Annotated in this window: 19 protein-coding genes; 16 read left to right on the top strand and 3 right to left on the bottom strand. The window is 61.4% G+C overall.

Features of this window, described 5'->3' with window-relative positions; translation table 11 throughout:
• Positions 1 to 25: 25 nt before the first annotated feature.
• The 5 genes from LOY68_RS12580 to LOY68_RS12560 all read left to right on the top strand — a co-directional run bounded on the left by LOY68_RS12580 (position 26) and on the right by LOY68_RS12560 (position 6,983).
• The gene (locus LOY68_RS12580) at positions 26 to 1,012 is read left to right on the top strand and encodes a GlxA family transcriptional regulator (protein ID WP_265044894.1); all 987 of its coding nucleotides are present in this window, start codon (positions 26 to 28) and stop codon (positions 1,010 to 1,012) included.
• A 467-nt stretch (positions 1,013 to 1,479) separates the two neighbouring features.
• Positions 1,480 to 1,776 (top strand): hypothetical protein, encoded by a 297-nt coding sequence (locus LOY68_RS12575; RefSeq protein WP_265044893.1) that lies wholly within the window; start codon positions 1,480 to 1,482, stop codon positions 1,774 to 1,776.
• A gap of 272 nt (positions 1,777 to 2,048) precedes the next feature.
• Positions 2,049 to 4,769 carry a magnesium-translocating P-type ATPase gene (mgtA, locus tag LOY68_RS12570; RefSeq protein ID WP_265044892.1) on the top strand — a complete coding sequence of 907 codons (2,721 nt, stop codon included), beginning with the start codon at positions 2,049 to 2,051 and terminating at the stop codon, positions 4,767 to 4,769.
• 223 nt (positions 4,770 to 4,992) lie between these two features.
• Positions 4,993 to 6,642, top strand: coding sequence for a Na/Pi cotransporter family protein (locus LOY68_RS12565; protein ID WP_265044891.1), 1,650 nt, complete (start codon positions 4,993 to 4,995; stop codon positions 6,640 to 6,642).
• Entirely contained in the window at positions 6,630 to 6,983 is a 354-nt protein-coding gene (locus tag LOY68_RS12560) for an SLOG family protein (RefSeq protein WP_265044890.1), read from the top strand. The genes LOY68_RS12565 and LOY68_RS12560 overlap by 13 nt, the downstream gene beginning before the upstream one ends.
• Before the next feature lie 436 nt (positions 6,984 to 7,419).
• Here the strand turns inward: LOY68_RS12560 and LOY68_RS12555 are convergent, their stop codons facing one another.
• On the bottom strand, positions 7,420 to 8,343 hold the full coding sequence (locus LOY68_RS12555) for a LysR family transcriptional regulator (protein ID WP_054052714.1): 924 nt from the start codon (positions 8,341 to 8,343) through the stop codon (positions 7,420 to 7,422).
• 175 nt (positions 8,344 to 8,518) lie between these two features.
• On the opposite strand from LOY68_RS12555, the gene LOY68_RS12550 reads away from it, so the two are divergent.
• From LOY68_RS12550 to LOY68_RS12500, 11 genes are all read left to right on the top strand, one after another.
• Entirely contained in the window at positions 8,519 to 9,655 is a 1,137-nt protein-coding gene (locus tag LOY68_RS12550; RefSeq protein ID WP_265044889.1) for an iron-containing alcohol dehydrogenase, read from the top strand.
• 84 nt (positions 9,656 to 9,739) lie between these two features.
• On the top strand, positions 9,740 to 10,519 hold the full coding sequence (locus LOY68_RS12545) for an enoyl-CoA hydratase-related protein (protein WP_163909619.1): 780 nt from the start codon (positions 9,740 to 9,742) through the stop codon (positions 10,517 to 10,519).
• A gap of 1 nt (position 10,520) precedes the next feature.
• Positions 10,521 to 11,726 (top strand): CaiB/BaiF CoA transferase family protein, encoded by a 1,206-nt coding sequence (locus tag LOY68_RS12540; protein ID WP_265044888.1) that lies wholly within the window; start codon positions 10,521 to 10,523, stop codon positions 11,724 to 11,726.
• A 170-nt stretch (positions 11,727 to 11,896) separates the two neighbouring features.
• Positions 11,897 to 12,940 (top strand): TRAP transporter substrate-binding protein, encoded by a 1,044-nt coding sequence (locus LOY68_RS12535; protein WP_163909617.1) that lies wholly within the window; start codon positions 11,897 to 11,899, stop codon positions 12,938 to 12,940.
• 15 nt (positions 12,941 to 12,955) lie between these two features.
• On the top strand, positions 12,956 to 14,854 hold the full coding sequence (locus LOY68_RS12530) for a TRAP transporter large permease subunit (protein ID WP_265044887.1): 1,899 nt from the start codon (positions 12,956 to 12,958) through the stop codon (positions 14,852 to 14,854).
• Positions 14,855 to 14,881: 27 nt separating this feature from the next.
• Positions 14,882 to 15,337 (top strand): thioesterase family protein, encoded by a 456-nt coding sequence (locus LOY68_RS12525; RefSeq protein ID WP_054052724.1) that lies wholly within the window; start codon positions 14,882 to 14,884, stop codon positions 15,335 to 15,337.
• A 16-nt stretch (positions 15,338 to 15,353) separates the two neighbouring features.
• Positions 15,354 to 16,313 (top strand): amidohydrolase family protein, encoded by a 960-nt coding sequence (locus LOY68_RS12520; RefSeq protein WP_265044886.1) that lies wholly within the window; start codon positions 15,354 to 15,356, stop codon positions 16,311 to 16,313.
• Positions 16,306 to 17,250 (top strand): amidohydrolase family protein, encoded by a 945-nt coding sequence (locus LOY68_RS12515; RefSeq protein ID WP_265044885.1) that lies wholly within the window; start codon positions 16,306 to 16,308, stop codon positions 17,248 to 17,250. The genes LOY68_RS12520 and LOY68_RS12515 overlap by 8 nt, the downstream gene beginning before the upstream one ends.
• Positions 17,251 to 17,282: 32 nt before the next feature.
• Positions 17,283 to 18,860, top strand: coding sequence for an aldehyde dehydrogenase (NADP(+)) (locus tag LOY68_RS12510; RefSeq protein ID WP_265044884.1), 1,578 nt, complete (start codon positions 17,283 to 17,285; stop codon positions 18,858 to 18,860).
• A gap of 123 nt (positions 18,861 to 18,983) precedes the next feature.
• Positions 18,984 to 19,556 (top strand): PPC domain-containing DNA-binding protein, encoded by a 573-nt coding sequence (locus LOY68_RS12505; RefSeq protein WP_265044883.1) that lies wholly within the window; start codon positions 18,984 to 18,986, stop codon positions 19,554 to 19,556.
• 75 nt (positions 19,557 to 19,631) lie between these two features.
• A complete protein-coding gene (locus LOY68_RS12500) occupies positions 19,632 to 20,939 on the top strand; it encodes an OprD family porin (RefSeq protein ID WP_265044882.1) in 1,308 nt (435 codons plus the stop codon).
• A 517-nt stretch (positions 20,940 to 21,456) separates the two neighbouring features.
• On the opposite strand, the gene LOY68_RS12495 is transcribed toward LOY68_RS12500, so the two are convergent.
• Together LOY68_RS12495 and LOY68_RS12490 are read right to left on the bottom strand one after the other, a co-directional pair.
• The gene (locus tag LOY68_RS12495) at positions 21,457 to 22,395 is read right to left on the bottom strand and encodes a pyridoxal-phosphate dependent enzyme (RefSeq protein WP_265044881.1); all 939 of its coding nucleotides are present in this window, start codon (positions 22,393 to 22,395) and stop codon (positions 21,457 to 21,459) included.
• A 112-nt stretch (positions 22,396 to 22,507) separates the two neighbouring features.
• Positions 22,508 to 23,299 carry an SDR family NAD(P)-dependent oxidoreductase gene (locus tag LOY68_RS12490; RefSeq protein WP_265044880.1) on the bottom strand — a complete coding sequence of 264 codons (792 nt, stop codon included), beginning with the start codon at positions 23,297 to 23,299 and terminating at the stop codon, positions 22,508 to 22,510.
• Between the last annotated feature and the right edge of the window lie 63 nt (positions 23,300 to 23,362).

The raw sequence follows: 23,362 nt of genomic DNA, 5'->3' as shown, positions 1-23,362 counted from the left end.
TTACCCGGCGTTGTGGAAGCTGCCCATGAATGAAATTGCCCAGCCACGCTCAATCGTGTTCGTCGCCTACCCCGACATGGGCCTGCTGGACCTGACCGGCGCGCAAACCGTGTTCTGGGCTGCGTCCAAAGCCATGGCCGAACGCGGTTTGTCGGGGTACGAGCGCCACACCGCGAGCCTGACCGGAGGCCTGATCCAGACCGCCGAAGGGCTGGTGGTCGAGACGTTGCCGTTGAGCGATTTCGCCGAGCTGGCCATCGACACCCTGATCGTTCCCGGCGCGCCGAATATTCGCCAGGCGATGCATGATTCCCTAGAGCTGGTCACTTGGTTGGCGGCGGCTTCGGCCAAAGCCAAACGTACCGCGTCGGTGTGCAGCGGCACGTTTCTGCTGGCCCAGGCCGGGCTGCTCGAAGGCCGACGCGCGGCGACCCATTGGGCAATGTGCGACATGCTCAAGGAAGGCTTTCCGTCGATTGAAGTCGACAGCGATGCGATCTTCGTCCAGCAAGGCAACGTATGGACCTCGGCGGGAGTCAGCGCCGGGATCGACCTGGCGCTGGCCCTGGTTGAAGCCGATTGCGGCCGCGAAGTGGCGCTGCAAGTGGCACGCGAACTGGTGGTGTTTCTCAAGCGTCCCGGCGGCCAGGCGCAGTACAGCGAGATGCTCCAGGCGCAAACCCGGGACGGCGCGGTATTCGACGACTTGCACCTGTGGATCGCGCAGAACCTGAGTCGCGAAAACCTTACGGTCGAGGTGTTGGCCGAACAGGTGCAGATGAGCCCGCGCAACTTTGCCCGGGTCTACAAACTCAAGACCCGTCGCACCCCGGCCAAAGCCGTGGAAGTTCTGCGGCTGGAAGCGGCGCGACGGTTGTTGGAAGACTCTGAACGCAACATCGACCAGATCGCCCGGCAATGCGGGTTTGGCGATGAAGAACGCATGCGTTTTACCTTTCAACGCAACCTCGGTGTTTCGCCACGGGATTATCGGAATCGGTTTTCCCGTTGATTCACGGTTTCCCACGATCGGCGTAGGAGCTGCCGAAGGCTGCGATCTTTTGATCTTCGCATTTAAACAGCGCCGAAGATCAAGATCAAAAGATCGCAGCCTTCGGCAGCTCCTACGGGGGGTCATAAACATGACAAGTAACTGTCATTTACCTGAACAACTTCCAACTTCAATAATCGGATCCGAAGTTTTTCCATTCAATTGCACTTTAATCAGCTATTGAAGGTTGACTTGCCCCACCCGCCTGAGTAAATTGCGCGGGCCGGTTTCACAGGCCTTTTTTCAACTCACAAAAGAATCCAATGGACACAGTATCTAGTCGCTGTCGGGTAACTGCGAATTCGCAGGATCTGGCACACAACCCAGAACATGACGGGACTCGACTTTGCGGTCGGGTGAGCTGCGCTAGAGCTTGATGCTCCACCGTAACTTGCCTCGCCGGCGTCAGTCCGGTCCAGAGGTATGTTATGAACTTCAAATCCACTGTAATGCCCGGCGTACGCGCCTTTGCCTCGACCATGCGGGTCAAGTCCTGCCGTGAGCGTCTCGCCACGGCCGTGGCCCGCGCGCCGTTTTCCAGCCAATCCTCCCCTGCCAAGGCGCACCTGCGTGCCAACTGGCGCGTCTGCCCGATGACCGGTCAGCTTCAGCAACGCTGGAGCGTCGACGACAGCTCGGAACCACCGAGTCGGCGCATCGCGCGCCTGTTCCAGCAGGCGAGCCTGATGCTCGGCCTGTTCCTCGGGGCGCGCACTTTCAACTGAACTGAAGGCACTTTAAAAGTCCTTCCCTGGCGTTTTCCTTAAATAGGAATTCGGCAACTTCTTATTGTCTGTTAAATAGTGAGTTAGTTATGGACGAAGCCAGTAGACGGTTCGCTGCCCACAACTATTCAGTTACTGGACAGCGAACGTTAAACCCTGAAACGCAACTATCAGAATCGATCGCTTATTGGCGGCTCGACATACGTGCGCTCGTCTTTCATTAGCTGAGGTGCCTGTGTGTCGTGCCGCAAGCCTGCGGCAGGAGCACAGCAATGACCCTTGTAAACACCGCAAAAAAAGCCACTCGCGGCGCCAGCAACGACAACGCCAAACTGTCGATGCGCGCCGCCCGGGAAGCGCAGAACGGTCTCGCCGTGACGCTGACCAACCTCAATGCCAGCACCGACGGCCTGACCGAGCTCGAAGCCCAGGGCCGCCTGGCGCGCAACGGTCACAACGAAGTGGCCCACGACAAGCCGCCTCACGCCCTGATCCAACTGCTCAAAGCCCTGAACAATCCCTTCATCTATGTGTTGCTGACCCTGGCCGGTATCAGTTTTTTCACTGATTACTGGTTGCCGATCAGCAGCGGTGAAGCGGATGACGCCGACCTGACCAAAGTCATCATTATCATGACCATGGTCAGCCTCAGCAGCCTGCTGCGGTTCTGGCAGGAATATCGCTCGGCCAAATCCGCCGAAGCCTTGAAGGCGATGGTGCGCACCACCGCCACCGTACTGCGCCGCGAGCACAACGACGGCACACCACGGCTGCGCGAAGTGCCGATGCGTGATCTGGTGGCTGGCGATATCGTGCAGCTGAGCGCTGGCGACATGATCCCGGCGGACATTCGCCTGATCGAATCCCGCGACCTGTTTATCAGCCAGGCGGTGCTGACCGGCGAAGCATTGCCGATCGAGAAGTACGACACCCTCGGCAACGTCGCGCAGAAGTCCGCCACCAGCGCGGCGCCTGATCAATCGAACCTGCTGGACCTGCCGAACATCTGCTTCATGGGCACCAACGTGGTCAGCGGCACCGCGAAAGCCGTGGTGGTCGCCACCGGGGCGCGGACTTACTTCGGCTCCCTGGCCAAAGCCATTGTCGGCTCACGGGTGCAAACCGCGTTCGACCGTGGGGTGAACAGCGTCAGCTGGTTGCTGATCCGCTTCATGCTGGTGATGGTGCCGATCGTGTTCCTGCTCAACGGCTTCTCCAAGGGTGACTGGGGCGATGCCTTCCTGTTCGCCCTGGCGGTGGCCGTCGGTTTGACCCCGGAAATGCTGCCGATGATTGTCAGCGCCAACCTGGCCAAAGGCGCGTTGGCGATGGCCAAGCGCAAAGTGGTGGTCAAGCGCCTCAACGCGATCCAGAACTTCGGTTCGATGGACGTGCTGTGCACCGACAAGACCGGCACCCTGACCCAGGACAAAATCATCCTTGAGCACCACGTCGACAGCCACGGTCGGCGCGATGATTCGATCCTCGAACTGGCGTGGCTCAACAGTCATCACCAAAGCGGTTTGAAAAACCTGATGGATCAGGCGGTGGTGCAATTTGCCAATGCTAACCCAGCATTCCGCGTGCCTTTCGCCTACAGCAAGGTCGATGAATTGCCGTTCGATTTTGTGCGGCGACGCCTGTCGATCATCGTCAAGGACAGCCGCGACGATCACCTGATGGTGTGCAAAGGTGCGGTCGAGGAAATGCTGTCGATCGCCAGCCACATCAACGAAAACGGCCAGGTGATCGCGCTCGATGCACAGCGGCGTAAAGACCTGCTGGCGTTGGCCAACGAGTACAACGAGGACGGTTTCCGGGTGCTGTTGGTGGCGACTCGCGAAATCCCCAAAGCCCAGAGCAAAAACCAGTACCACACCGCCGATGAACGAGACCTGGTGATCCGCGGCTTCCTGACCTTCCTCGATCCACCGAAGGAAACCGCTGGCCCGGCGATTGCCGCGTTGCGGGACATGGGCGTGACGGTCAAGGTGCTGACCGGCGACAACGCCGTGGTCACTTGCAAGATCTGCCGCGAGGTCGGACTCGATCCGGGCACCCCGCTGCTCGGCCAGGACATCGAGCACATGGACGACACCACCCTCAAGCTGCGGGTAGAAGAACGCACGGTGTTTGCCAAGTTGACGCCGCTGCAGAAATCCCGAGTATTGAAGGCCTTGCAAGCCAACGGTCACACCGTGGGATTCCTCGGCGACGGCATCAACGATGCGCCGGCGCTGCGCGATGCCGACGTCGGTATTTCGGTGGACAGTGGCACTGACATCGCCAAGGAATCGGCGGACATCATCCTCCTGGAAAAGAGCTTGATGGTGCTCGAAGAAGGCGTGCTCAAGGGCCGCGAAACCTTCGGCAATATCATGAAGTACCTGAACATGACCGCCAGTTCCAACTTCGGCAACGTGTTCTCAGTGCTGGTGGCCAGTGCGTTCATCCCGTTCTTGCCGATGCTGTCGATCCACTTGCTGCTGCAAAACCTGATGTACGACATCTCTCAGCTGGCGTTGCCGTGGGACAAAATGGACAAGGAGTTCCTGCGCAAACCGCGCAAGTGGGATGCGAAGAACATCGGCCGTTTCATGCTGTGGATCGGGCCGACCTCGTCGATCTTCGACATCACCACGTTTGCGCTGATGTGGTACGTGTTCGCCGCCAACAGCGTGGAAATGCAGAGCCTGTTCCAGTCCGGCTGGTTCATCGAAGGGCTGCTGTCGCAGACGCTGGTGGTGCACATGTTGCGCACCCAGAAGATCCCGTTCTTCCAGAGCACCGCGGCGTTGCCGGTGATCCTGGCGACCGGCACGGTGATCTGCCTGGGCATCTACATCCCGTTCTCACCGCTGGGGACGTTGGTCGGGCTGGTGCCGTTGCCATGGGAATACTTCCCTTGGCTGGTGGGCACGCTGCTGAGCTACTGCGTGGTGGCGCAGACCATGAAAACGATCTACATCCGCCGGTTCAAGCAGTGGTTCTGATCGCCTGAACACCATCCCCTACGGGGCCTGGCCTGGCAACCCGGCGCCTGTAGGAGCTGCCGAAGGCTGCGATCTTTTGATCTTTGGCAATGTCAACCTCGCCACACATCAAGATCAAAAGATCGCAGCCTTCGGCAGCTCCTACAGGGTCAAGTGCTCATCAGATACAGCCAAATGGCCCTTGGGCCGTCAATCAATGCACACGAAATAAAGGAGAGTTCTCATGTCGGGAACGACTCTACTGATCAACCTCGCCGGCGCCATTGCACTGTTGCTGTGGGGCACGCACATGATTTCTTCGGCGCTGTTGCGCGGCTTCGGCACGCCGCTGCGCCAGTGGATGGGCCAGCACCTGAACAACCGCTGGCTGGCCTTGCTCGCGGGCATCGGCATCACCGGCATCCTGCAAAGCAGCACCGCCGTCAGCCTGATGGCCACCTCGTTCACGGCTGCCGGCACCTTGGGCCTGGCCCCGGCGCTGGCGGTGATGCTCGGCGCCAACATCGGTTCGACCCTGGTGGTGCAACTGCTCAGCGCTGACATCTCGATCCTGACCCCGCTGGTGCTGCTGACCGGCCTGATCGTTTTCCGGTCGAGGGATGACTCGCGTTTCGAGAGCGTCGGCTGTGCGCTGATCGGCCTGGGGCTGATGTTGATGGCCCTGCACCTGCTCGGCTCGACCCTGGCGGAGGTGGAAGGCACGCCGGTGTTCCAGCTGATCATGCAAAGCCTCGACGGCGATCTGTTGATCGCGTTGCTGGTGGCGCTGATCCTCACCTGGCTGTGCCATTCCAGCGTGGCGGTGGTGCTGTTGATCGTGTCGCTGGCCGCGACCGGAATGCTCTCGGCGACCACCCTTGTCGCGTTGGTGCTCGGGGTGAATATTGGCGGCGCGTTGCCGTCGGTGATCAATGCCGGATCCAACGTTGGCCGGCGCCTGCCCCTCGGCAATCTGCTGGTGCGCACGCTTGGCGCGGCGGTGGTGCTGCCGTTGGCTGGGTGGCTGGCTTCAATGAATCTCGATCCGGCGGCGCTGGTGGTTTACCTGCACACCGGTTTCAACCTGCTGTTGGCGCTGGTGTTTATCGGTTTCACTCAGCCGATGGCCAAATTGCTGACTCGTCTGTTGCCGGAGCCGCCACGGGATGTCGATCCAGGCATGCCGCGCTACCTCGACGAGGCGGGTCTGGAAGTGGCCAACATCGGCCTGTCGAATGCCGCCCGCGAAGCGCTGCGCATCGCCGACATGCTCTCGGCCATGCTTGAGCGCACGCTGCAACTGTTCCACACCTCGGCGCCGGTATGTGCCGATGAGGTGCGGCGCATCGATCTATCCCTCGACGTTCTGAGTGCAGCGATTCGTGCGTATCTGGCGGACATCGGCCAGGAAGGCATCAGCGACAGCGATGCTGATCGTGCCCAGGAAGTCCTCACGTTTGTGATCAATCTGGAACATGCGGCGGACATTCTTTCCAGCAGCCTGACGCAACTGGCCATGCGTCGTTTGCGTCGCGGCGAGCACTTCTCGGTGTTCGAGCTGCGCAACATCGCGCCGTTGCACGAAGCGTTGCTGGAAAGCCTGAGCCTGGCGATCACCGTGTTCCTGCGCGAAGACATCGGCACCGCGCATCAACTGGTCCAGCGCAAGGAAACCGTGAGAAGGCTGGAAGCCGAAGCCAGCCGCGCGCACTTTCGCAAACTGCAGGAGGACAAAAGCACCTGGGCCGAATCCGGCGACATCTTCCAGCGCGTGCTGCGTGACTACCGTCGGGTACATCACCACATCGCCGCCCTCGCCTACCCGTTGCTGGAACGGGCCGGTGAGTCGCTGGGGGATGATCAGGCCAAGGAAACCTCGCCATGCGCGTCCTGATCTGTGCCGGCCGCCATTACACCGACACCCGCCAGTGCCGCCGGGTGCTCGACGCCTTCCAGCGCCTGCACCCGGTGCAGGTGCTGATCCATGGCGGCAATCAATACCTGGGCGCCGACATCGAGGAATGGGCCCGCGAACACGGCGCCGACATCGTGCGCTACCCACCCAACTGGCAACGCCACGGCAAACTCGCCGAACGCCTGCGCAACCACTTCATGCTGCGCGACAGCCGCCCTGACGTGGTCATCGCCCTGCCCGGCGGCGAAGACACCGAAGAACTAGTGACTCAGGCCCGGGCAGCGGGCCTACAAACCCTGTCGGTAACAGATCGCGATTGAAGCACCGGAACACAAACCCTGTGGGAGCGAGCCTGCTCGCGAAGGCGGTGTGTCAATCAACATCTGCATTAACTGATCCACCGCATTCGCGAGCAGGCTCGCTCCCACAGGGAATTGAGGTGGATCACAGATTTTTCGTCCACCAGAGATCCAGGGTGGGAGCGAGCCTGCTCGCGAAGGCGGTGTGTCAGGCAGCATCTGCATCAACTGATCCACCGCTTTCGCGAGCAAGCCCGCTCCCACAGGGAATTGAGGTTGATCACAAGTTTTGCGTCCACCAGAGATTCACTGTGGGAGCGGGCTTGCTCGCGAAGAGGCCATCCCGTTCAACATCAATGCTGCCTGACACTCATTTCTACATTGCGCCAAACGCAAATCAGATTTTCCGCAATTGCACGAATGCGCGATTCCAAAGCCAGTCAGTATTCCGACAGCCTCAATTCGGGTTCAACAGCGCCTCGCGTAACAGCCGGGCGGCTGGCGAGTCGGGCACGTTTTTGCGCGAGACCAGTTCATAGGGTTCGCTGCGCGACGTAATGGGCAGCGGCAGCGTGGTGGTAAAGCCGTAGCCGGAGCAAAACTTCGCCACGTCGGTGGACACCAGCGCGACGAGGGTCGGGTTTTCCTGAAGCAGCGACAAGGTGGCAAAAGCCGAGGTGGTTTCCAGCAGGTGCACCGGGAAGCGCAAGTCGGCTTCGTGGAATTCGCGCTCCAGCAGCAAGCGCATGGGCATGTTGGCGCGATAGACCACCCAGCGGTAATCCACCAAGTCCTTGAGCGAGAGTTGCCGGGCGTAGGCGAATGGATGTTGGGTGCTGGCGATCACTGCCAGGGTTTCTTCGACGAAGGTCGAGCTCTCATATAAGTAGGGGGTGGTGCTGATCGTAGTGCGGCAGATCGCGAGGTCCAGGCGACCGGCGTCGAGTTGGCTGAGCAACGCGGCGCTGGTGTCTTCGACGATCTCGATGGACAGTTTCGGGTTGTCCGCAATCACCCGGCTGATCGCGGTGGTCAGCAGCGGCACGGCGCCCATGATGGTGCCGACCGACACGCGCCCACCCTCGCCGCTCATGATGCCGATGATCTCTTCGCGCAGGTGCGCGAGGTCGGTCTGGATCAACCGCGCGTAGCGAATTACCGAGCGCCCGGCGTCGTTCGGTTCAAGCCCGCGGTTAGTTCGGGTGAACAGCGAGGTGCCGAAGGTGGTTTCAATTTCCTGCAGCGCTTTGCTCGCGCCGGGCTGGGTCAGCGCGACCTGTTTGGCCGCGCCCAGCAAGGAGCCGTGCTCATCCAGCGCAATCAGCAAACGAAGCTGTTTGATGTGCAGGCGGGACATGATCGAGTTCAGTGAGGGCGTCATCAGGGTTAACTAAAAGTTATAGAGGTATCGAAAGTTGTCAGTATCGGGGCTCGCCACGACGGCCCTATAGTCCACCCCACAACCAGGCAATGCAATGGGTTTGACCAGAGAGCGATAGCCCTCCTGCCGCAGGCCGATTGCAACAATAACAATCCTGTATAACTTGTGGTGAATCATGTCCCTCATCAATTACGTCACCAAAATCCAGTTCGGCTACGACAGCCTGGCGCATCTGGCCGCCGAAGCCGAGCGCGCCGGCATCACCCGGCCACTGATCGTCACTGACATTGGCGTGCGCAATGCCGGCATCGTCGACAAAGTCATCGCCGCCCTCGGTGGCAGCGCTCCAGCGATTTTCGACGCCACGCCACCCAACCCCAACGAACACGCCGTACGCGAAGCGGTCGCGCAATATCGCCTCGGCGAGTGCAACGGCATCATCGCAGTCGGTGGTGGTTCGTCGATTGATCTGGCCAAGGGTGTGGCAGTCTGCGCGACCCACGACGGCCCGCTGCAAAGCTTTGCGGTGATCGAAGGCGGACTGGATCGCATCACCTCGGCTACCGCGCCGCTGATCGCGATTCCGACCACCGCCGGCACCGGCAGTGAAGTCGGCCGGGGCGCCATCCTGATTCTCGACGATGGTCGAAAAGTGGGCGTTATCTCACCGTATGTCGTGCCCCGCGTGGCGATCTGCGACCCCGAGCTGACACTCGGTTTGCCAGCGATGCTGACCGCCGCCACCGGCATGGACGCGATTGCGCATTGCATCGAAACGTTTATGGCGCCGGCCTTCAATCCCGCCGCCGATGGCATTGCCCTCGATGGCCTGTGGCGCGCCTGGGAACACATCGAACGCGCCACCACCGAGCCCGGCGACCGCGAAGCGCGGATGAATATGATGAGCGCGTCGATGCAAGGCGCCCTCGCATTCCAGAAAGGCCTGGGCTGCGTGCACAGCCTGTCCCACGCTTTGGGCGGGATCAATCCGAAGCTGCACCACGGCACCTTGAACGCGATCTTTCTGCCCGCCGTCGTCGACTTCAATGCCAACGCCCCGACCGTGCGTGACGAACGCAAGCTCGAACGCCTGCGCCACGCCATGGGCCTCAAGGCCGACGCCGATATCGGCGCCGCCATCGAGGACATGACCCGCCGCCTCGGCCTGCCGACCCGCCTGCATGAGATCGGGGTCGACGAGAGCCTGTTCGCCGGCATCGTCGAAGGCGCGTTGCACGATCACAGCCACAAAACCAACCCGCGCGAAGCGTCGTCCGCGGACTACCTGTCGATGCTCGAACAATCGCTGTAAGCAGCCGCTATCCAACAACAATAAATCAGGAGGCAACCGCGTCGTCGAACTCACCCCACGAGCCTCGACGCCAGCGGAACAATCATGAAGCCCACCGTCCTTATCGAACGGCAAGCGTCCATTGCCATCGTCACCCTCAGCCACCCAGGGAAAATGAACGCCCTGACCCTGTCCATGTGGCAGGACCTGGGTGATGTCATGACCGAACTGTCCGCTGACACCTCCGTGCGCTGCGTGATATTGCGCGGCGCTGGTGAACAGGCGTTTGCCGCCGGCGCCGACGTTAGCGAATTCCCCAGCGTGCGCGCCAACCAGGCCCAGGCCCGTCACTACGCCGAGATCACCTCGGCGGCGATGCGCGCCGTGGTCGAGTGTCCGCACCCGGTGATCGCGATGATCCACGGCGTGTGCGTCGGCGGCGGCCTGGAAATCGCCGCGTTGTGCGACCTGCGCATCTGCGGCACGTCCAGCCGTTTCGGCGCACCGGTCGGCAAGTTGGGGCTGGTCATGTCCTATGACGAAATGGCCGGTCTGGTGGCATTGGCCGGTCGCTCGACCACCCTGGAGATTCTGCTCGAGGGTCGCATTCTCGACGCCAACGACGCCTACGTGAAAAACCTCGTGACCCGGGTCGTGCCGGATGCCGAGGTCGAATCCGAAACCCTCGCCACCGCCAAACGCATCACCCAAGGCGCGCCCCTGGTCGCCCGCTGGCATCGCCAGGCTGCGCGCCAACTGGAAGCAGGCGTGGCACCCACCGCCGAGCAGATCGACGCGAGCTATTCCTGCTACGACACCAACGACTTTCAGATCGGCCTGAACGCGTTTATCGCGAAAGCCAAACCACAATTCGAGGGCAAATGACATGGGACCGCTGACAGGCATGCGCGTAGTAGAACTGGCTCACATCATGTCCGGGCCGGTGTGCGGAATGATGCTGGCCGACATGGGCGCCGACGTGGTGAAGGTCGAGAAAGTCCCGGACGGTGATGATTCGCGCCGCTTCTCGCCGATCATGCAAAGCGGTGAGTCCGCCTCGTTCATGGTGGTCAACCGCAACAAACGCGGCATCGGCCTAAACCTGAAAACCGAGGGCGGCCGCGATGTGTTGCGCCGGCTGTTGCTGGACGCCGATGTGGTCACGGAAAACTACCGGGCCGGCACCATGGAGAAATTCGGCCTGGGCTACGAAGCGCTGAAAGTCATCAATCCCGGCCTGATCTACTGCGCGATTTCCGGTTACGGACGCAGCGGGCCGTTCGGTGAAAAAGGTGGCTTCGACCTGATCGCCCAAGGCATGAGCGGCATGATGAGCATGACCGGTGAAGCCGGGCGTGAACCGGTCAAGGCCGGCTCGCCGGTGGCCGACATCAACTCCGGGATTCTCGCCGCCCTCGGCATCTGCGCCGCCTACGCCGCCAAGCAGAAAACCGGCCTCGGGCAAATGGTTGACACCTCGCTGTTCGAGGCCGGCCTGCAACAGATGTACTGGCCAGCAGCGGCCTACTTCGCCGACGGCACCATCCTGCCGAAAATGGGTTCGGCCAACTCCACCAGCGCGCCGTACCAGGTGTTCCGCACCGCCGATGGCTGGATCAACATCGGCGCCGCCAACCAGGCCAACTACGAACGCCTGGTCGAAGCCCTGGCCGTGCCGCAACTCAAGGCTGACCCGCGTTTCGCCAGCAATGCGCTGCGCATGGAGCATCGCCTGGCCCTGGTGGAAATCCTCAACGAAGTGCTGGTCGCGCGCACCACGGATGAATGGATGGTGTTGTTCGACAGCCTCGGCCTGCCTGCCGGGCCGGTCCTGGACATCGCCGCCGCGCTGGCGCACCCACAAACCATCGCTCGCGGCATGGTCGTCGAAACCGAACACCCCACCGAAGGCCGGGTGCGCGGCATGGGCCTGCCGATTCACTTCTCCGACATGGACAACGGCGCTGCGCCAGCCAGCCGTCACGCGCCACTGCTGGGCGAACACACCCGCGAAGTGCTGAAGGAAAGCGGGTATGCGGACGATGAAATCGACGAGCTGATTAAAAGCAAAGCCGTGGTGGCATTGGCATAACGCAGCTCCCCCCTGTGGGAGCGGGCTTGCTCGCGAATGCGGTGGGTCAGTTGACATAAGTGCTGACTGACACGACGCCTTCGCGAGCAAGCCCGCTCCCACAGGGAACCGGGTTTGCACATTTGATCCGCAGTTTTTTGAACAACTACAAAAACAATAAGGTGAACATCATGAGCCGTATCTTGACCGAGACTGTCAGCCGCCGATCATTCCTGGTATCTGCCGGCGTCACCGTCGGTGGCGCGTTTGCCGCCAACCTGCTGCCGTCCAGCGTCTTCGCCGCGACCAAACCGATTGTGTTGCGCTACACCAGCAGCCTGCCCGACACCCATCCGTTGAACAAACAGATGAAAGCCGCGTCCGAAGCAATCAAGGCTGAAACCAACGGTGCCGTGGACTTGCAGGTGTATGCCAACGGCGCCATGGGCGGTGACACCGACATGCTGTCCCAGGTGCGCGCCGGGGCTATCGATTTCATTCCGTTGCCAGGTGCGATTCTCTCGACGCTGGTGCCGGCCATGTCGATCGAAAGCATGCCGTTCGCGTTCAAGGACTACGAGAGTGTCTGGGCTGCGCTGGACGGCAAGCTCGGCGAGTACGTGCGCGCCAAGACCGAGAAAGTCGGCCTGATCCCGATGGAAAAAGTCTGGAACAACGGCTTCCGCCAGATCACCAGTTCGACCCGGCCGATCAACACCCCGCAAGACCTTGCCGGTTTCAAGTTGCGCGTGCTGGTCAGCCCGTTGTGGACCTCCATGTTCAGCGCCCTCGGCGCTTCCCCGACCGGCATCAGCATCAACGAAACCTACTCGGCGCTGCAGACCAAAGTCGTCGACGGCCAGGAAAACCCGTTGGTGGTGGTCGAGTCCGCGCGCTTCTATGAAGTGCAGAAATACTGCTCCATGACCGACCACATCTGGGGCGGTTTCTGGATCGTCGCTTCGGGCAAGACCTTCCCCAAACTGCCCGCCGATATTCAGGAAATTGTCTCCCGGCAGATCAACGCTGCCGCACTCGTTCAGCGTCAACAAGTCATCGACCTCAACACCAGCCTGGAGCCGTCCCTGACCGCCCACGGCATCACCTTCAACAAAGTCGACCGCGCATTGTTCCGCGCCGACCTGCAATCGAAAGGCTTCTACACCCAATGGAAAGACAAGTACGGCCCGGAAGCCTGGAGCTTGCTCGAGCAGTACGCGGGTCAATTGTCCTAAGCCGGAGACCAGGTCATGAAAAACGACATACCAATGACGGATGTTTCTCCCGCTGAAGGACTCAGCCCACGCCAGACCACTTTCCGTCTCGGCCGCGCCCTCGATACCGGGTTGCGCTGGCTGACTGAAGGTAGCGCGGCGTTGCTGGTGGTGATCGAAGTCACCCTGCTGTTCTGCAACGTGTTCTCGCGCTACGTGCTGAATCAGCCGATCGTGTGGGGCGATGAACTGGCCTCGCTGCTGTTCCTCTGGCTGGCGATGCTCGGCTCGGTGGTGGCGATGCGGCGCGGCGAACACATGCGCCTGACCTCATTTATCGGACGCTTGCCTGCGGAAAAACGCGCCTTCGTCGATACCCTGGGCGCGGTGATCGTCATCACCTTTATCGGGCTGCTGTTCACCCCGGCCTGGGAGTACGTCAGCGACGAGTGGATCATCACCACCGCCGCCCTGGAAATCCCCAACGCCTTTCGCGTGTCCGCCATCGCCGTCGGCCTGAGCCTGATGCTGATGACCTGCGTCGCCCGCCTGCTGACCAGTGCGCGGCTGATCGACTTCTCGGTGTCGGTGGCAATGCTCGGCTCCCTCGCGGCGCTGTTGTGGGTCGCGGAAGGCCCGCTGTTGCTGATGGGCAACTGGAACCTGATCGTGTTCTTCATGATCGGCGTGATGGCGATGATCGTCATCGGCGTGCCGATCATGGTCGCGTTCGGCCTGGCCACAGTGGCGTACCTGTCGACTATGACCAGCACGCCCCTGACCCTGGTGGTCGGGCGCATGGACGAAGGCATGGCGAGCCTGATCCTGCTGGCCATCCCGTTGTTCGTGTTCCTCGGTGCCTTGATCGAAGCCATGGGCATGGCCCGCGCGATGATCCGTTTTCTCTGTTCGTTGATCGGCCATGTGCGCGGAGGTCTGTCGTATGTGTTGATCGGCGCCATCTACCTGATCTCGGGTATTTCCGGCTCCAAAGCCGCCGACATGGCCGCCATCGCACCGGCGCTGTTTCCGGAAATGAAGAAACGCGGCGAGGACGAAAATGAACTCGTGGCGATGCTCAATGCCTCCGGGGCGATGTCGGAAACCATTCCGCCGAGCCTGGTGCTGATCACCATCGGCTCGGTGACCGGCGTGTCGATTTCCGCGCTGTTCACCGGCGGCTTCATGCCGGCAGTCGTGGGCGCAATCGCCATGGCGGTGGTGATCTGGTGGAAGAACCGCAAAGGCGAAGCCTCCACTGGCAAACGCGCCACGGGCAAGGAGATCGGTCACTCGCTGCTGCTGGCGTTGCCGGCGCTGGCCCTGCCCTTCGTGATCCGCACCGCAGTGGTCGAAGGGGTCGCCACCGCGACTGAAGTCGCCGCGATTGGCGTGGCCTACACCTTTATCGTCGGGTTGCTCTGCTACCGCTGCTTTGACTGGCGCCGCCTGTATCCGATCCTGGTCAGCACCGCCGCGTTGTCGGGCGCGATTCTGATCATCATCGGCAGCGCCACGGCCATGGCCTGGGCCCTGACCCAGTCGGGCTTCTCGCATCAACTGGCGCTGGTGATGTCAACGGTGCCGGGCGGCGCGATGGGCTTCCTGATCATCTCTGCGGTGGCGTTCATCCTGCTCGGCAGTTTCCTCGAAGGCATCCCGGCCATCGTGCTGTTCGGACCGTTGCTGTTCCCGATTGCCAAGACCATGGGCATCAACGACGTGCATTACGCCATGGTCGCGATCTTCGCCATGGGCCTGGGCCTGTTCGCGCCACCGTTTGGCGTGGGTTTCTACGCTGCATGCGCCATCGCCAAGGTCGACCCCAGCGGCGCCATGCGTCGGGTCTGGCCGTACCTTGGCGCTCTCGTGGTGGCCTTGGGCGTGCTGATTGCCGTGCCATGGATTTCCATCGGTTTCCTGCCTAACGCCTGACTCATTCTTTGATATCCGAGGTTTCTCATGAATTTCTCCACGCTGGAAGCCGGTACCGCCACCGAACGCAAACTGATCGTCGATCGGGAACGCACCATTTCATTCCTCGGCGAGGACTTGCGCATCTACGCCACACCGCGCCTGGTCGATGACATCGAACAGACCTGCCTCGACTACCTGCTGACGTTCCTGGATGAAGGCGAAAACACCGTCGGCGCGGCGGTGGATATTCGCCACGTCGGCGCCACGCTGCTGGGCATGTCGGTGAGCATTGTCGCCACCGTCACGCGGATCGAGGGCCGTAGCGTCACCTTCAACGTCGAAGTACGCGACGACGTCGAGCTGGTGGCCACCGCCGCGCATACCCGCGTGGTGGTCAACGTCGCCAAATTGCGCAGCCGGGTCCAGGCCAAGGCCGAAGCGGCAGCCGCCGGTGAAGTCGAAGACGGCGTGCTCAGCCCTTCCCAATTCGCCTCGCGCTAAGCCAAGGGACGCCCCCATGATCACGCTGCACGAACGCAATGGCTTGCCGAACCTTGCCGCCGAGGATGCGCTGCCGATTGTCGATGCTCACCATCACTTGTGGGACCTCGGCAACGGTCGTTATCCGTGGTTGCAGGACGAGTATCACGAAGAGTTTTTCCTCGGCGACTATCACAGCTTGTGCCGTGATTTTCTGCCAGAGGACTTCCTCGCCCTGACCGAAAAGCAACGGCTGATCGGCACCGTACACGTCGAGGCCGAACGGGCGCGGGATGAGCAAGTCGCTGAAACTTTGTGGCTGGAACAGGTCAACGCACGCTACGGCTTCCCGAATGCCATCGTCGCCCACGCCTGGTTCGATCGCGAAGACAGCGCCGAGATTCTTGCGGCTCAGGCTGCGCGGCCACTGGTGCGGGGGATTCGTTCCAAACCGGTGACCTCGGCGTCGCCGGATGTCTCGATTGCCGGCGCTCGCGGCAGCATGCAGGACCCGAAATGGCTGGAAGGCTTTTCGCGGCTGGCTGAACACGGTTTGTCCTGGGATTTGCGCGTGCCGCCGTGGCATCTGGTGGAAGCCGCCGAAGTGGCGGCGATGTTTCCGCAGATCCAGATCGCCCTGAACCACACCGGTTTCGCCTGGGATCGCAGCCCGTCGGGCATGGCGCGCTGGCGCGAGGGGCTGGAAGCGTTGGCCTTGCAGCCCAACGTGCATATCAAGCTGTCGGAGTTCGGCCTGAAGGATTCGCCCTGGAACTATCAGGACAATCGCGTGGTGGTGATCACGGCGCTGGAAATCTTCGGTTCCGAGCGCTGCATGTTCGCCAGCAATTTCCCGGTCGCCGGGTTGCGCGCGTCCTACGACACGATTGCCGATGGCATGGCCGCGATGCTTGCGCCAATGGGGCGTGCCGTGCAGGAAGCGGTGTTCGCCGGCAACGCCCAACGGTTTTATCGCCTGGAGCCGCAGCATGGATGACTGGCGCGCTCGCTTTCTGGCCAGCGGCGAAGACGTGGATCTGCCGATCATCGACGCCCATCAGCACTACTTCGATATCGAGGCCCACTATTACCCATGGCTCAACGACCGCCCATTGCGACCGTTTCGCTATGGCGATTACTCGTCGATCTGCCGCACCTTCCTGCCCCAGGACTATCGCCGGCTGACCGGCCAGCATCGCATCGTGCAAACGGTAGTGATCGAGGGTGAATGGGACCCCGCAACTCCGGCCGATGAAGTGAGTTTTATCGAGTCTTTGGCGCAAGACGAACCGACCCTGGCGGCCATGGTCGGGCAGGTTTGGCTGGATCGCGAGGACGCACCGAGCCTCTTGCGTGAGTACGGCAAACACCCACTGGTACGCGGCGTGCGCCACAAACCTAAGGTCACCAGCCGTGAAGACTGGCGCGAAGATTTCGTGGCGCCGGGCTCCATGCGTGATCCCCGTTGGCGCGAAGGTTATGCCCGATTGGCTGAGAACGGCCTGCACTTCGAATTGCAGGCGCCGTGGTGGCATTTGCCGGAAGCGGCGGAGCTGGCCAGGGACTTTCCCGACGTGACCATCGTGGTCAATCACACGGCGCTGCCGGCGGATCGCTCGGCAGAAGGTTTGGCTGGTTGGCGCGACAACCTGGCGCTGCTGGCCCGCGAGCCAAACATCGCCCTGAAGATTTCCGGCATTTGCATTCCCGGCCAGGCATGGCCTGTCGAGGCCAACCGCGTGGTGGTGAACGACGCGATTTCGATTGTCGGGGTCAGTCGCTGCGCGTTTGCCAGCAACTACCCAGTCGATGGCGTGGTGAACAGCCTGAGCGAAGTGTTCGACGGTTTCAAAACCATCGTCAGCGATCGCTCCCGCGCCGATCGACTTGCCCTGTTTCACGATAACGCCCGACGCATTTATCGGCTCACTTGATCCCTATTCTGAACAGCCCTTAAGGAGTTCCCATGTTTGAAGTTTCAGGCCACAACTACATCGCCGGCACTCGCTCGGCACTAGGCTCGAACACCGTGCAAAGCCACGACGCCAGCACCGGCGAAGCGCTGCCGTATCGGTTCCATCAGGCGACCGTGGAGGAAGTGAACGCGGCTGCCGAAGCAGCGGCCACGGCGTACCCGATCTTCCGTATTCTTTCCGCCGCCCGACGTGCCGAATTCCTCGATGCCATCGCCACTGAACTGGAGGCGCTGGACGATACCTTCATCGCTTTGGTCTGCCGCGAAACCGCCCTGCCCGCCGGGCGCAATCAAGGTGAACGGGCGCGCACCAGCGGCCAGATGCGCCTGTTCGCCACAATGCTGCGCCGGGGCGATTTCTACGGTGCGCGCATCGACCGCGCTTTGCCGGACCGCCAACCGCTGCCGCGCCCGGACCTGCGCCAATACCGCACCGGCCTCGGCCCGGTCGCGGTGTTCGGTGCCAGCAACTTCCCGCTGGCCTTTTCCACGGCTGGCGGTGACACCGCGTCCGCCCTCGCCGCCGGTTGCCCGGTAGTGTTCAAGGCGCACAGCGGGCACATGGCGACCGCCGATTACGTCGCCGATGCGATCACCCGTGCCGCCCGTAAAACCGGCATGCCCGAGGGCGTGTTCAGCCTGCTCTACGGCAGCGTCGGCGAGGCGTTGGTCAAGCACCCGGCGATTCAAGCCGTAGGCTTTACCGGATCGTTGCGCGGTGGCCGGGCCTTGTGTGACATGGCGGCGGCGCGGCCGCAACCGATCCCGGTGTTCGCCGAGATGAGCAGCATCAACCCGGTGTTGCTGATGCCCGCAGCGCTCAAGGCCCGGGGTGAAAAAATCGCCAGCGAACTGGCCGCTTCCGTGGTGTTGGGCGCCGGCCAGTTCTGCACCAATCCCGGTTTGGTGCTGGGCATTCGCTCGCCGGAGTTCAGCGCTTTCCTCGAACGTTTTGGCGCGCTGATGGGCGAGCAGAACCCGCAGACAATGCTCAATACCGGCGCGCTGAAAAGCTATTGCCACGGCTTGGACAACCTCCACGCACACGCCGGCATCACCCACCTGGCCGGCGCCGCGCAACAAGGCAATCAGGCACAGCCGCAGTTGTTCAAAGCCGATGTCAGTTTGTTGATTGACGGTGATGAGTTGCTGCAAGAAGAAGTCTTCGGTCCGACCACCATCGTGGTCGAAGTCGCCGATCACGCCGAGTTGCTCCGGGCGCTGCACGGCTTGCGTGGGCAGTTGACCGCCACGCTGATTGTCGAGGATTCGGAACTCGACACCCTGAGCGAAGTGCTGGCTCTGCTGGAGCAAAAAGTCGGGCGCGTGCTGTTCAACGGTTATCCGACTGGCGTGGAAGTGAGCGATGCGATGGTGCATGGCGGGCCGTACCCGGCGACCTCGGATGCGCGCGGCACGTCGGTCGGCACGCTGGCGATCGATCGTTTCCTGCGGCCGGTGTGCTACCAGAACTGCCCGGACAGTTTGTTGCCCGAGGCACTGAAAAACGCCAACCCGCTGGGCATTGCCCGACTGGTTGATGGGGCCAGCAGCCGCGCTGCGCTGTAGGTCATTCAACCCCAGTAACCACTAACAACCAAAAGCAACTCCAGCGCCTGTTGAAAAACAGGCGTCGGACACGCTCGTCCCAAAAACCGCTGTAGCCATAAAAACAACAACAGAGGAACACCGATGAAAGTTCAACTTCACCCGACACTGCGCTTGTCCAAATTGATGTTGGCGCTCACCGCCGCCGTGCTGATCAATTCGAGCGTTTCCCAACTGGCGGTGGCAGAAACCGCACCTACCGCGACGGCCGCGCCCATGCAATGTGCAACTGAAACCACACCGCGCTACACCAAGACTCCCACCGGTTACCTCATGGTCCTGCGCATGGGCGACAACGCCTTCAAGGAGCTGACCAAACTGGCCATCGCCGAGAAGATCCCGAGCGCTTCCATCAGCGGCATCGGCTTCGGCAACGTGAAATTCGGTTTCTGGAACAAGGATAAAAAAGACTTCGACGCCAAGGTCTTCAGCAACGTCGAGATGGCCAGCATTACTGGCTCCGTGGCCTGGAAGAACGACCAGCCTTCGATCCATATGCATGGGGTTGCCGGTGACGCGACCTTTCAGGCCTACGGCGGCCACATCCTCGATTTCGACGTAACCACCGGTTCAATGGAAATCACCGTGATCGTGCACCAGCGTCGCCTGGAGCGTGGGATTGATCCGTGCATTGGCGCCAACGTCCTGGGTATCTGACGCAAGTTACAGGCTCCCGCAACTGCGGGAGCCACCCTCCTGAATTCGAATTACAAAAAAATAGGGGCGATTTAGATGAGCAGCAAAAGCACGGTTGTAACCCTCGCGCTGGGCGCCATTGCACTGAGCACTCAGGCACACGCGGACTTCCTGAGCGATAGCAAAGCCACCCTGGGCCTGCGCAACTTCTACTTCAATAATGACAACCGCGATGGCACCGCCACTCCTTCGAAAACCGAAGAGTGGGCGCAGGGTTTCATGCTGGATTACAAGTCCGGCTACACCGATGGCGTGGTGGGTTTTGGGGTTGATGCGTTGGGTTTGATGGGCGTTACGCTGGACAGCGGCAAGGGCCGGCATGTGGGCAGCTCGATGATTCCTTCGGACACCGATAACAGCGCGGTCGATCAGTGGAGCCGGTTGGGGCTGACCGGCAAGGTCAAAGTCTCGAAAACCGAACTGCGCCTCGGCACGTTGATGCCGAAGCTGCCGATCCTGGTGTCCAACGACGGCCGCTTGCTGCCACAGACCTTTGAAGGTGGGCAGATCACTTCGGGCGAGTTCAAGGACCTGACGTTCACGGGGGGTCGAATCGAGCACGCGACAGGCCGGGGTTCAAGCGACCAGACCGGGTTGGCGGCCACGGGCGGTACGCGGGAAAGCAACGCGTTCGACTTCGCCGGCGGCGACTGGAAAGTCACCAAGGACCTGACCGCGCAGTACTACTACGCCAACCTCGACAACTACTACACCCAGCAGTTTTTCGGCCTGATCCACACCTTGGCGATTTCGGAAGGTCAGTCCCTGAAAACTGACTTGCGCTACTTCAAGACCGATTCGTCCGGGGCCAATGGCTCGGGCACGTCTGGCTACAAGATCAGTGGCTACACCGAGGGCGGTGATGGCGAGATCGACAACAAAACCTGGAGCGCGGCGCTGATCTACAGTCTCGGTGGTCATGCGGTTACTGCCGGTTATCAAAGCGTGTCGAGCGGCAGTGGTTTCACTCAGCTCAACCAAGGCACCTTGCCGGACAAAGGCGCTGCCGGGGTGAGTCTTTATTTGTACACCGATCGCCTGATCCAGACCTTTACCCGCGCGGGTGAGCGCACGTCATTCGGGCAGTATGCGTATGACTTTGCGGCGCTGGGGGTGCCGGGGTTGAAAGCGTCGGTCATGTACCTGAGCGGGGACAACATCAAGACGGTTTCTGGCGACAACCAAAAGGAATGGGAACGGGATATCAGCCTGGATTACGTCCTGCAATCCGGTGCGCTGAAAGGCGTCGGGTTTGGCTGGCGTAACGGCAAGTCGAACAGCGAAGCGTCCCGAAACCAGGACCAGAACCGGCTGATCGTGAGCTACAGCATCCCGCTGCTGTAGGAGCAAAGCTTGCTCGCGAAGGCGTCGGCACATTCAACATCTTCGCTGCCAGTTACACCGCCTTCGCGGGCAAGCCTCGCTCCTACAATTGATATGGGTTGAACCGGATATCTGTGAACAACCCACCCCCCTGTAGGAGCGAGGCTTGCCCGCGAAGAGGCCATCACATTCACCATCCATATCGCCTGACACACCGCCTTCGCGAGCAGGCTCGCTCCCACATTGAATCTCGGGTGAATGCAGGATCTGTGATCAACCTCAATCCCCCTGTGGGAGCGAGCCTGCTCGCGAAGAGGCCCTCACATTCAACATCCATATCGCCTGATACACAGCCTTCGCGAGCAGGCTCGCTCCCACATTTGAATCTCGGGTAAATGCAGAACTTGTGATCAACCTCAATCCCCCTGTGGGAGCGGGCTTGCTCGCGAAGGCGTCGTGTCAGGCAACATCGATGTCGACTGTTACTCCGCCTTCGCGAGCAAGCCCGCTCCCACAGGGTTTAGTGGTGGCTGCTTGTTCAGTTCGGTCTTTTTTCCGTACTGCCCGATGTACGCGCCCACCCCGCCACCAATTGTGCGGTGATGCTGACCCCGCCGCACACGATGATTACCACATCATGAGCCTCTGCAATCGCCGGGTGATCGAGGTACGCCACCGCCAGTGACACGCCGCACGCCGGTTCGACCAACTGGCGTAGGTCGCTGGCGTAACGGACCACGCCCATGATTGCTTCGTCGTCGCTGAGCACCACGCATTCGTGGGGGAAGTCGCGAATATGCTCCACCGGCCACGCCGCCACCTGGGCCGCGCCGAGAGAGGTGGCCACCGTGCTGATCCGCGCCAACCGCACCGGGCGCCCGGCTTCGACGGCGGCGGCAAACGACGCCGCGCCTTCGGTTTCGCAGGCGACGATCCGGCAATCCATGCGTTTGTGGCGAATCAATCCAGTAAGGATCCCCGCCAGCAAACCACCGCCGCCGACCGACGTCACCACCACATCGACCTCGGGGCAATCCTCAAGGATTTCATCAATCATCGTGCTGTGGCCTTCCCACAGCACGGGATGATCGAACGCCGGCACATATTCAGTGTTGGTCCCCCGCGCCAGTTCCTTGGCCCGTTGATTGGCTTCATCCCAGATTTTGCCGTGAACCAGCACCTCGGCCCCAGTCTTGCTGATCCGCAAGCGGGTGCTTTCAGGGGTGGTGTTGGGCACGACGATGCAGGCTTTCAGGCCCAGACGAGCAGCGGCCACAGCGGTAGCAAACCCGGCATTACCGCCGGACGGACACACCACTTTGCGTTTGCCCTGGGCCGCAGCCTGGCTGCACAAAAGCCCCATGCCGCGCAGTTTGAACGAACCACTGGGTTGCAGGTTTTCTAGTTTGAGCCAGATGCGCCGGGTGGGCGTGGACAGGGTCGGGTGCAGAATCAGCGGTGTTCGGATGTGCAGCATCGAGGGCTCCTGGCAACACCCCGAGCCCGTCGAAATCCTTCAACGAGCCCGGGATGAAAAGGTGAATGGGCCTTATCCAAGCTTAGTTCACCCCTGCCCCGGCCCGACCTTTTCAACGATAACGCGATGCCGCCGTGGAATGCCCGAACAGACCCGACAGCGCCCGGCGTTGAGCCTCGTAAGCGTCCCACTTTTCGCCTTCATGCAGGCTCGGAATCGTCACCACTTCGCCCTGGGCCAGCCCGGCGAGTGCGGCATCGACCATGTCCTGGGCCGACATCACGATCTCTTGCGGCAGGTTTTCCACCGGGTTGCCGGCCTCGCTCCAGAAGTCGGTGGCAGTGGCGCCAGGCAATACGGCCTGGATGCGGACGCCTTTATCGGCCAGTTCATGATGCATCGACTGACTCAAGCCGAGCACAAAGGCCTTGGTCCCGCCGTACACGCCGTTGAGGATTTCCGGGCCGATGGCGACGATCGAGGAAATGTTGACCACGGTCCCCGCGCCACGGGCGACGAAACCCGGCACCACGGCGTAGGCCAAACGCATCAGCGCGGTGACGTTGAGGGTGATCATGTCTTCCATCTCGTCCACCGGGCTGCCGAGCAACGGCATGACCCCGCCGACCCCGGCGTTGTTGACCAGCAAGGTAATACTGGCGTCAGTGCGCAGGATGTTTTCGACCCGCAGCAGGTCGGCCTTGTCTTTCAGGTCGGCGGCGACCACTTCCACGGCACGGCCGGTTTCGTTGCTCAAGTGGTTGGCCAGGGCGTTTAATTTACTTTGGCTGCGGGCAACCAAGATCAAGTCGTAGCCTTGCCGGGCGAGACGGTCGGCGTAGACCGCGCCGATGCCGGAAGATGCGCCAGTGATCAGGGCGGTGCCTTTGGATGAAAGTGCCATGTCGCGTTTCCTTCACAGTGAGGGCGATAAGCTCGCCGGGTGTGAACAGTTATAAAGCGACTG

Origin of the sequence: Pseudomonas sp. B21-053 (assembly GCF_026016365.1) — a bacterium.
Classification (GTDB): Bacteria; Pseudomonadota; Gammaproteobacteria; order Pseudomonadales; family Pseudomonadaceae; genus Aquipseudomonas; species Aquipseudomonas nunensis.
The sequence above is the reverse complement of the archived record's forward strand: the minus strand, read 5'-3'. Positions and strand labels throughout refer to the sequence as shown.

Excerpts from the sequence above, each read along its gene's own strand:
- LOY68_RS12520 (WP_265044886.1), top strand. The coding sequence starts at position 15,354 with ATGATCACGCTGCACGAACGCAATGGCTTGCCGAACCTTGCCGCCGAG.
- LOY68_RS12540 (WP_265044888.1), top strand. The coding sequence starts at position 10,521 with ATGGGACCGCTGACAGGCATGCGCGTAGTAGAACTGGCTCACATCATG.
- LOY68_RS12560 (WP_265044890.1), top strand. The coding sequence starts at position 6,630 with ATGCGCGTCCTGATCTGTGCCGGCCGCCATTACACCGACACCCGCCAG.
- LOY68_RS12495 (WP_265044881.1), bottom strand. The coding sequence starts at position 22,395 with ATGCTGCACATCCGAACACCGCTGATTCTGCACCCGACCCTGTCCACG.
- LOY68_RS12535 (WP_163909617.1), top strand. The coding sequence starts at position 11,897 with ATGAGCCGTATCTTGACCGAGACTGTCAGCCGCCGATCATTCCTGGTA.
- LOY68_RS12545 (WP_163909619.1), top strand. The coding sequence starts at position 9,740 with ATGAAGCCCACCGTCCTTATCGAACGGCAAGCGTCCATTGCCATCGTC.
- LOY68_RS12515 (WP_265044885.1), top strand. The coding sequence starts at position 16,306 with ATGGATGACTGGCGCGCTCGCTTTCTGGCCAGCGGCGAAGACGTGGAT.
- LOY68_RS12565 (WP_265044891.1), top strand. The coding sequence starts at position 4,993 with ATGTCGGGAACGACTCTACTGATCAACCTCGCCGGCGCCATTGCACTG.
- LOY68_RS12490 (WP_265044880.1), bottom strand. The coding sequence starts at position 23,299 with ATGGCACTTTCATCCAAAGGCACCGCCCTGATCACTGGCGCATCTTCC.
- LOY68_RS12580 (WP_265044894.1), top strand. The coding sequence starts at position 26 with ATGAATGAAATTGCCCAGCCACGCTCAATCGTGTTCGTCGCCTACCCC.
- LOY68_RS12575 (WP_265044893.1), top strand. The coding sequence starts at position 1,480 with ATGAACTTCAAATCCACTGTAATGCCCGGCGTACGCGCCTTTGCCTCG.
- mgtA (WP_265044892.1), top strand. The coding sequence starts at position 2,049 with ATGACCCTTGTAAACACCGCAAAAAAAGCCACTCGCGGCGCCAGCAAC.
- LOY68_RS12510 (WP_265044884.1), top strand. The coding sequence starts at position 17,283 with ATGTTTGAAGTTTCAGGCCACAACTACATCGCCGGCACTCGCTCGGCA.
- LOY68_RS12505 (WP_265044883.1), top strand. The coding sequence starts at position 18,984 with ATGAAAGTTCAACTTCACCCGACACTGCGCTTGTCCAAATTGATGTTG.
- LOY68_RS12550 (WP_265044889.1), top strand. The coding sequence starts at position 8,519 with ATGTCCCTCATCAATTACGTCACCAAAATCCAGTTCGGCTACGACAGC.
- LOY68_RS12525 (WP_054052724.1), top strand. The coding sequence starts at position 14,882 with ATGAATTTCTCCACGCTGGAAGCCGGTACCGCCACCGAACGCAAACTG.
- LOY68_RS12555 (WP_054052714.1), bottom strand. The coding sequence starts at position 8,343 with ATGACGCCCTCACTGAACTCGATCATGTCCCGCCTGCACATCAAACAG.
- LOY68_RS12530 (WP_265044887.1), top strand. The coding sequence starts at position 12,956 with ATGAAAAACGACATACCAATGACGGATGTTTCTCCCGCTGAAGGACTC.
- LOY68_RS12500 (WP_265044882.1), top strand. The coding sequence starts at position 19,632 with ATGAGCAGCAAAAGCACGGTTGTAACCCTCGCGCTGGGCGCCATTGCA.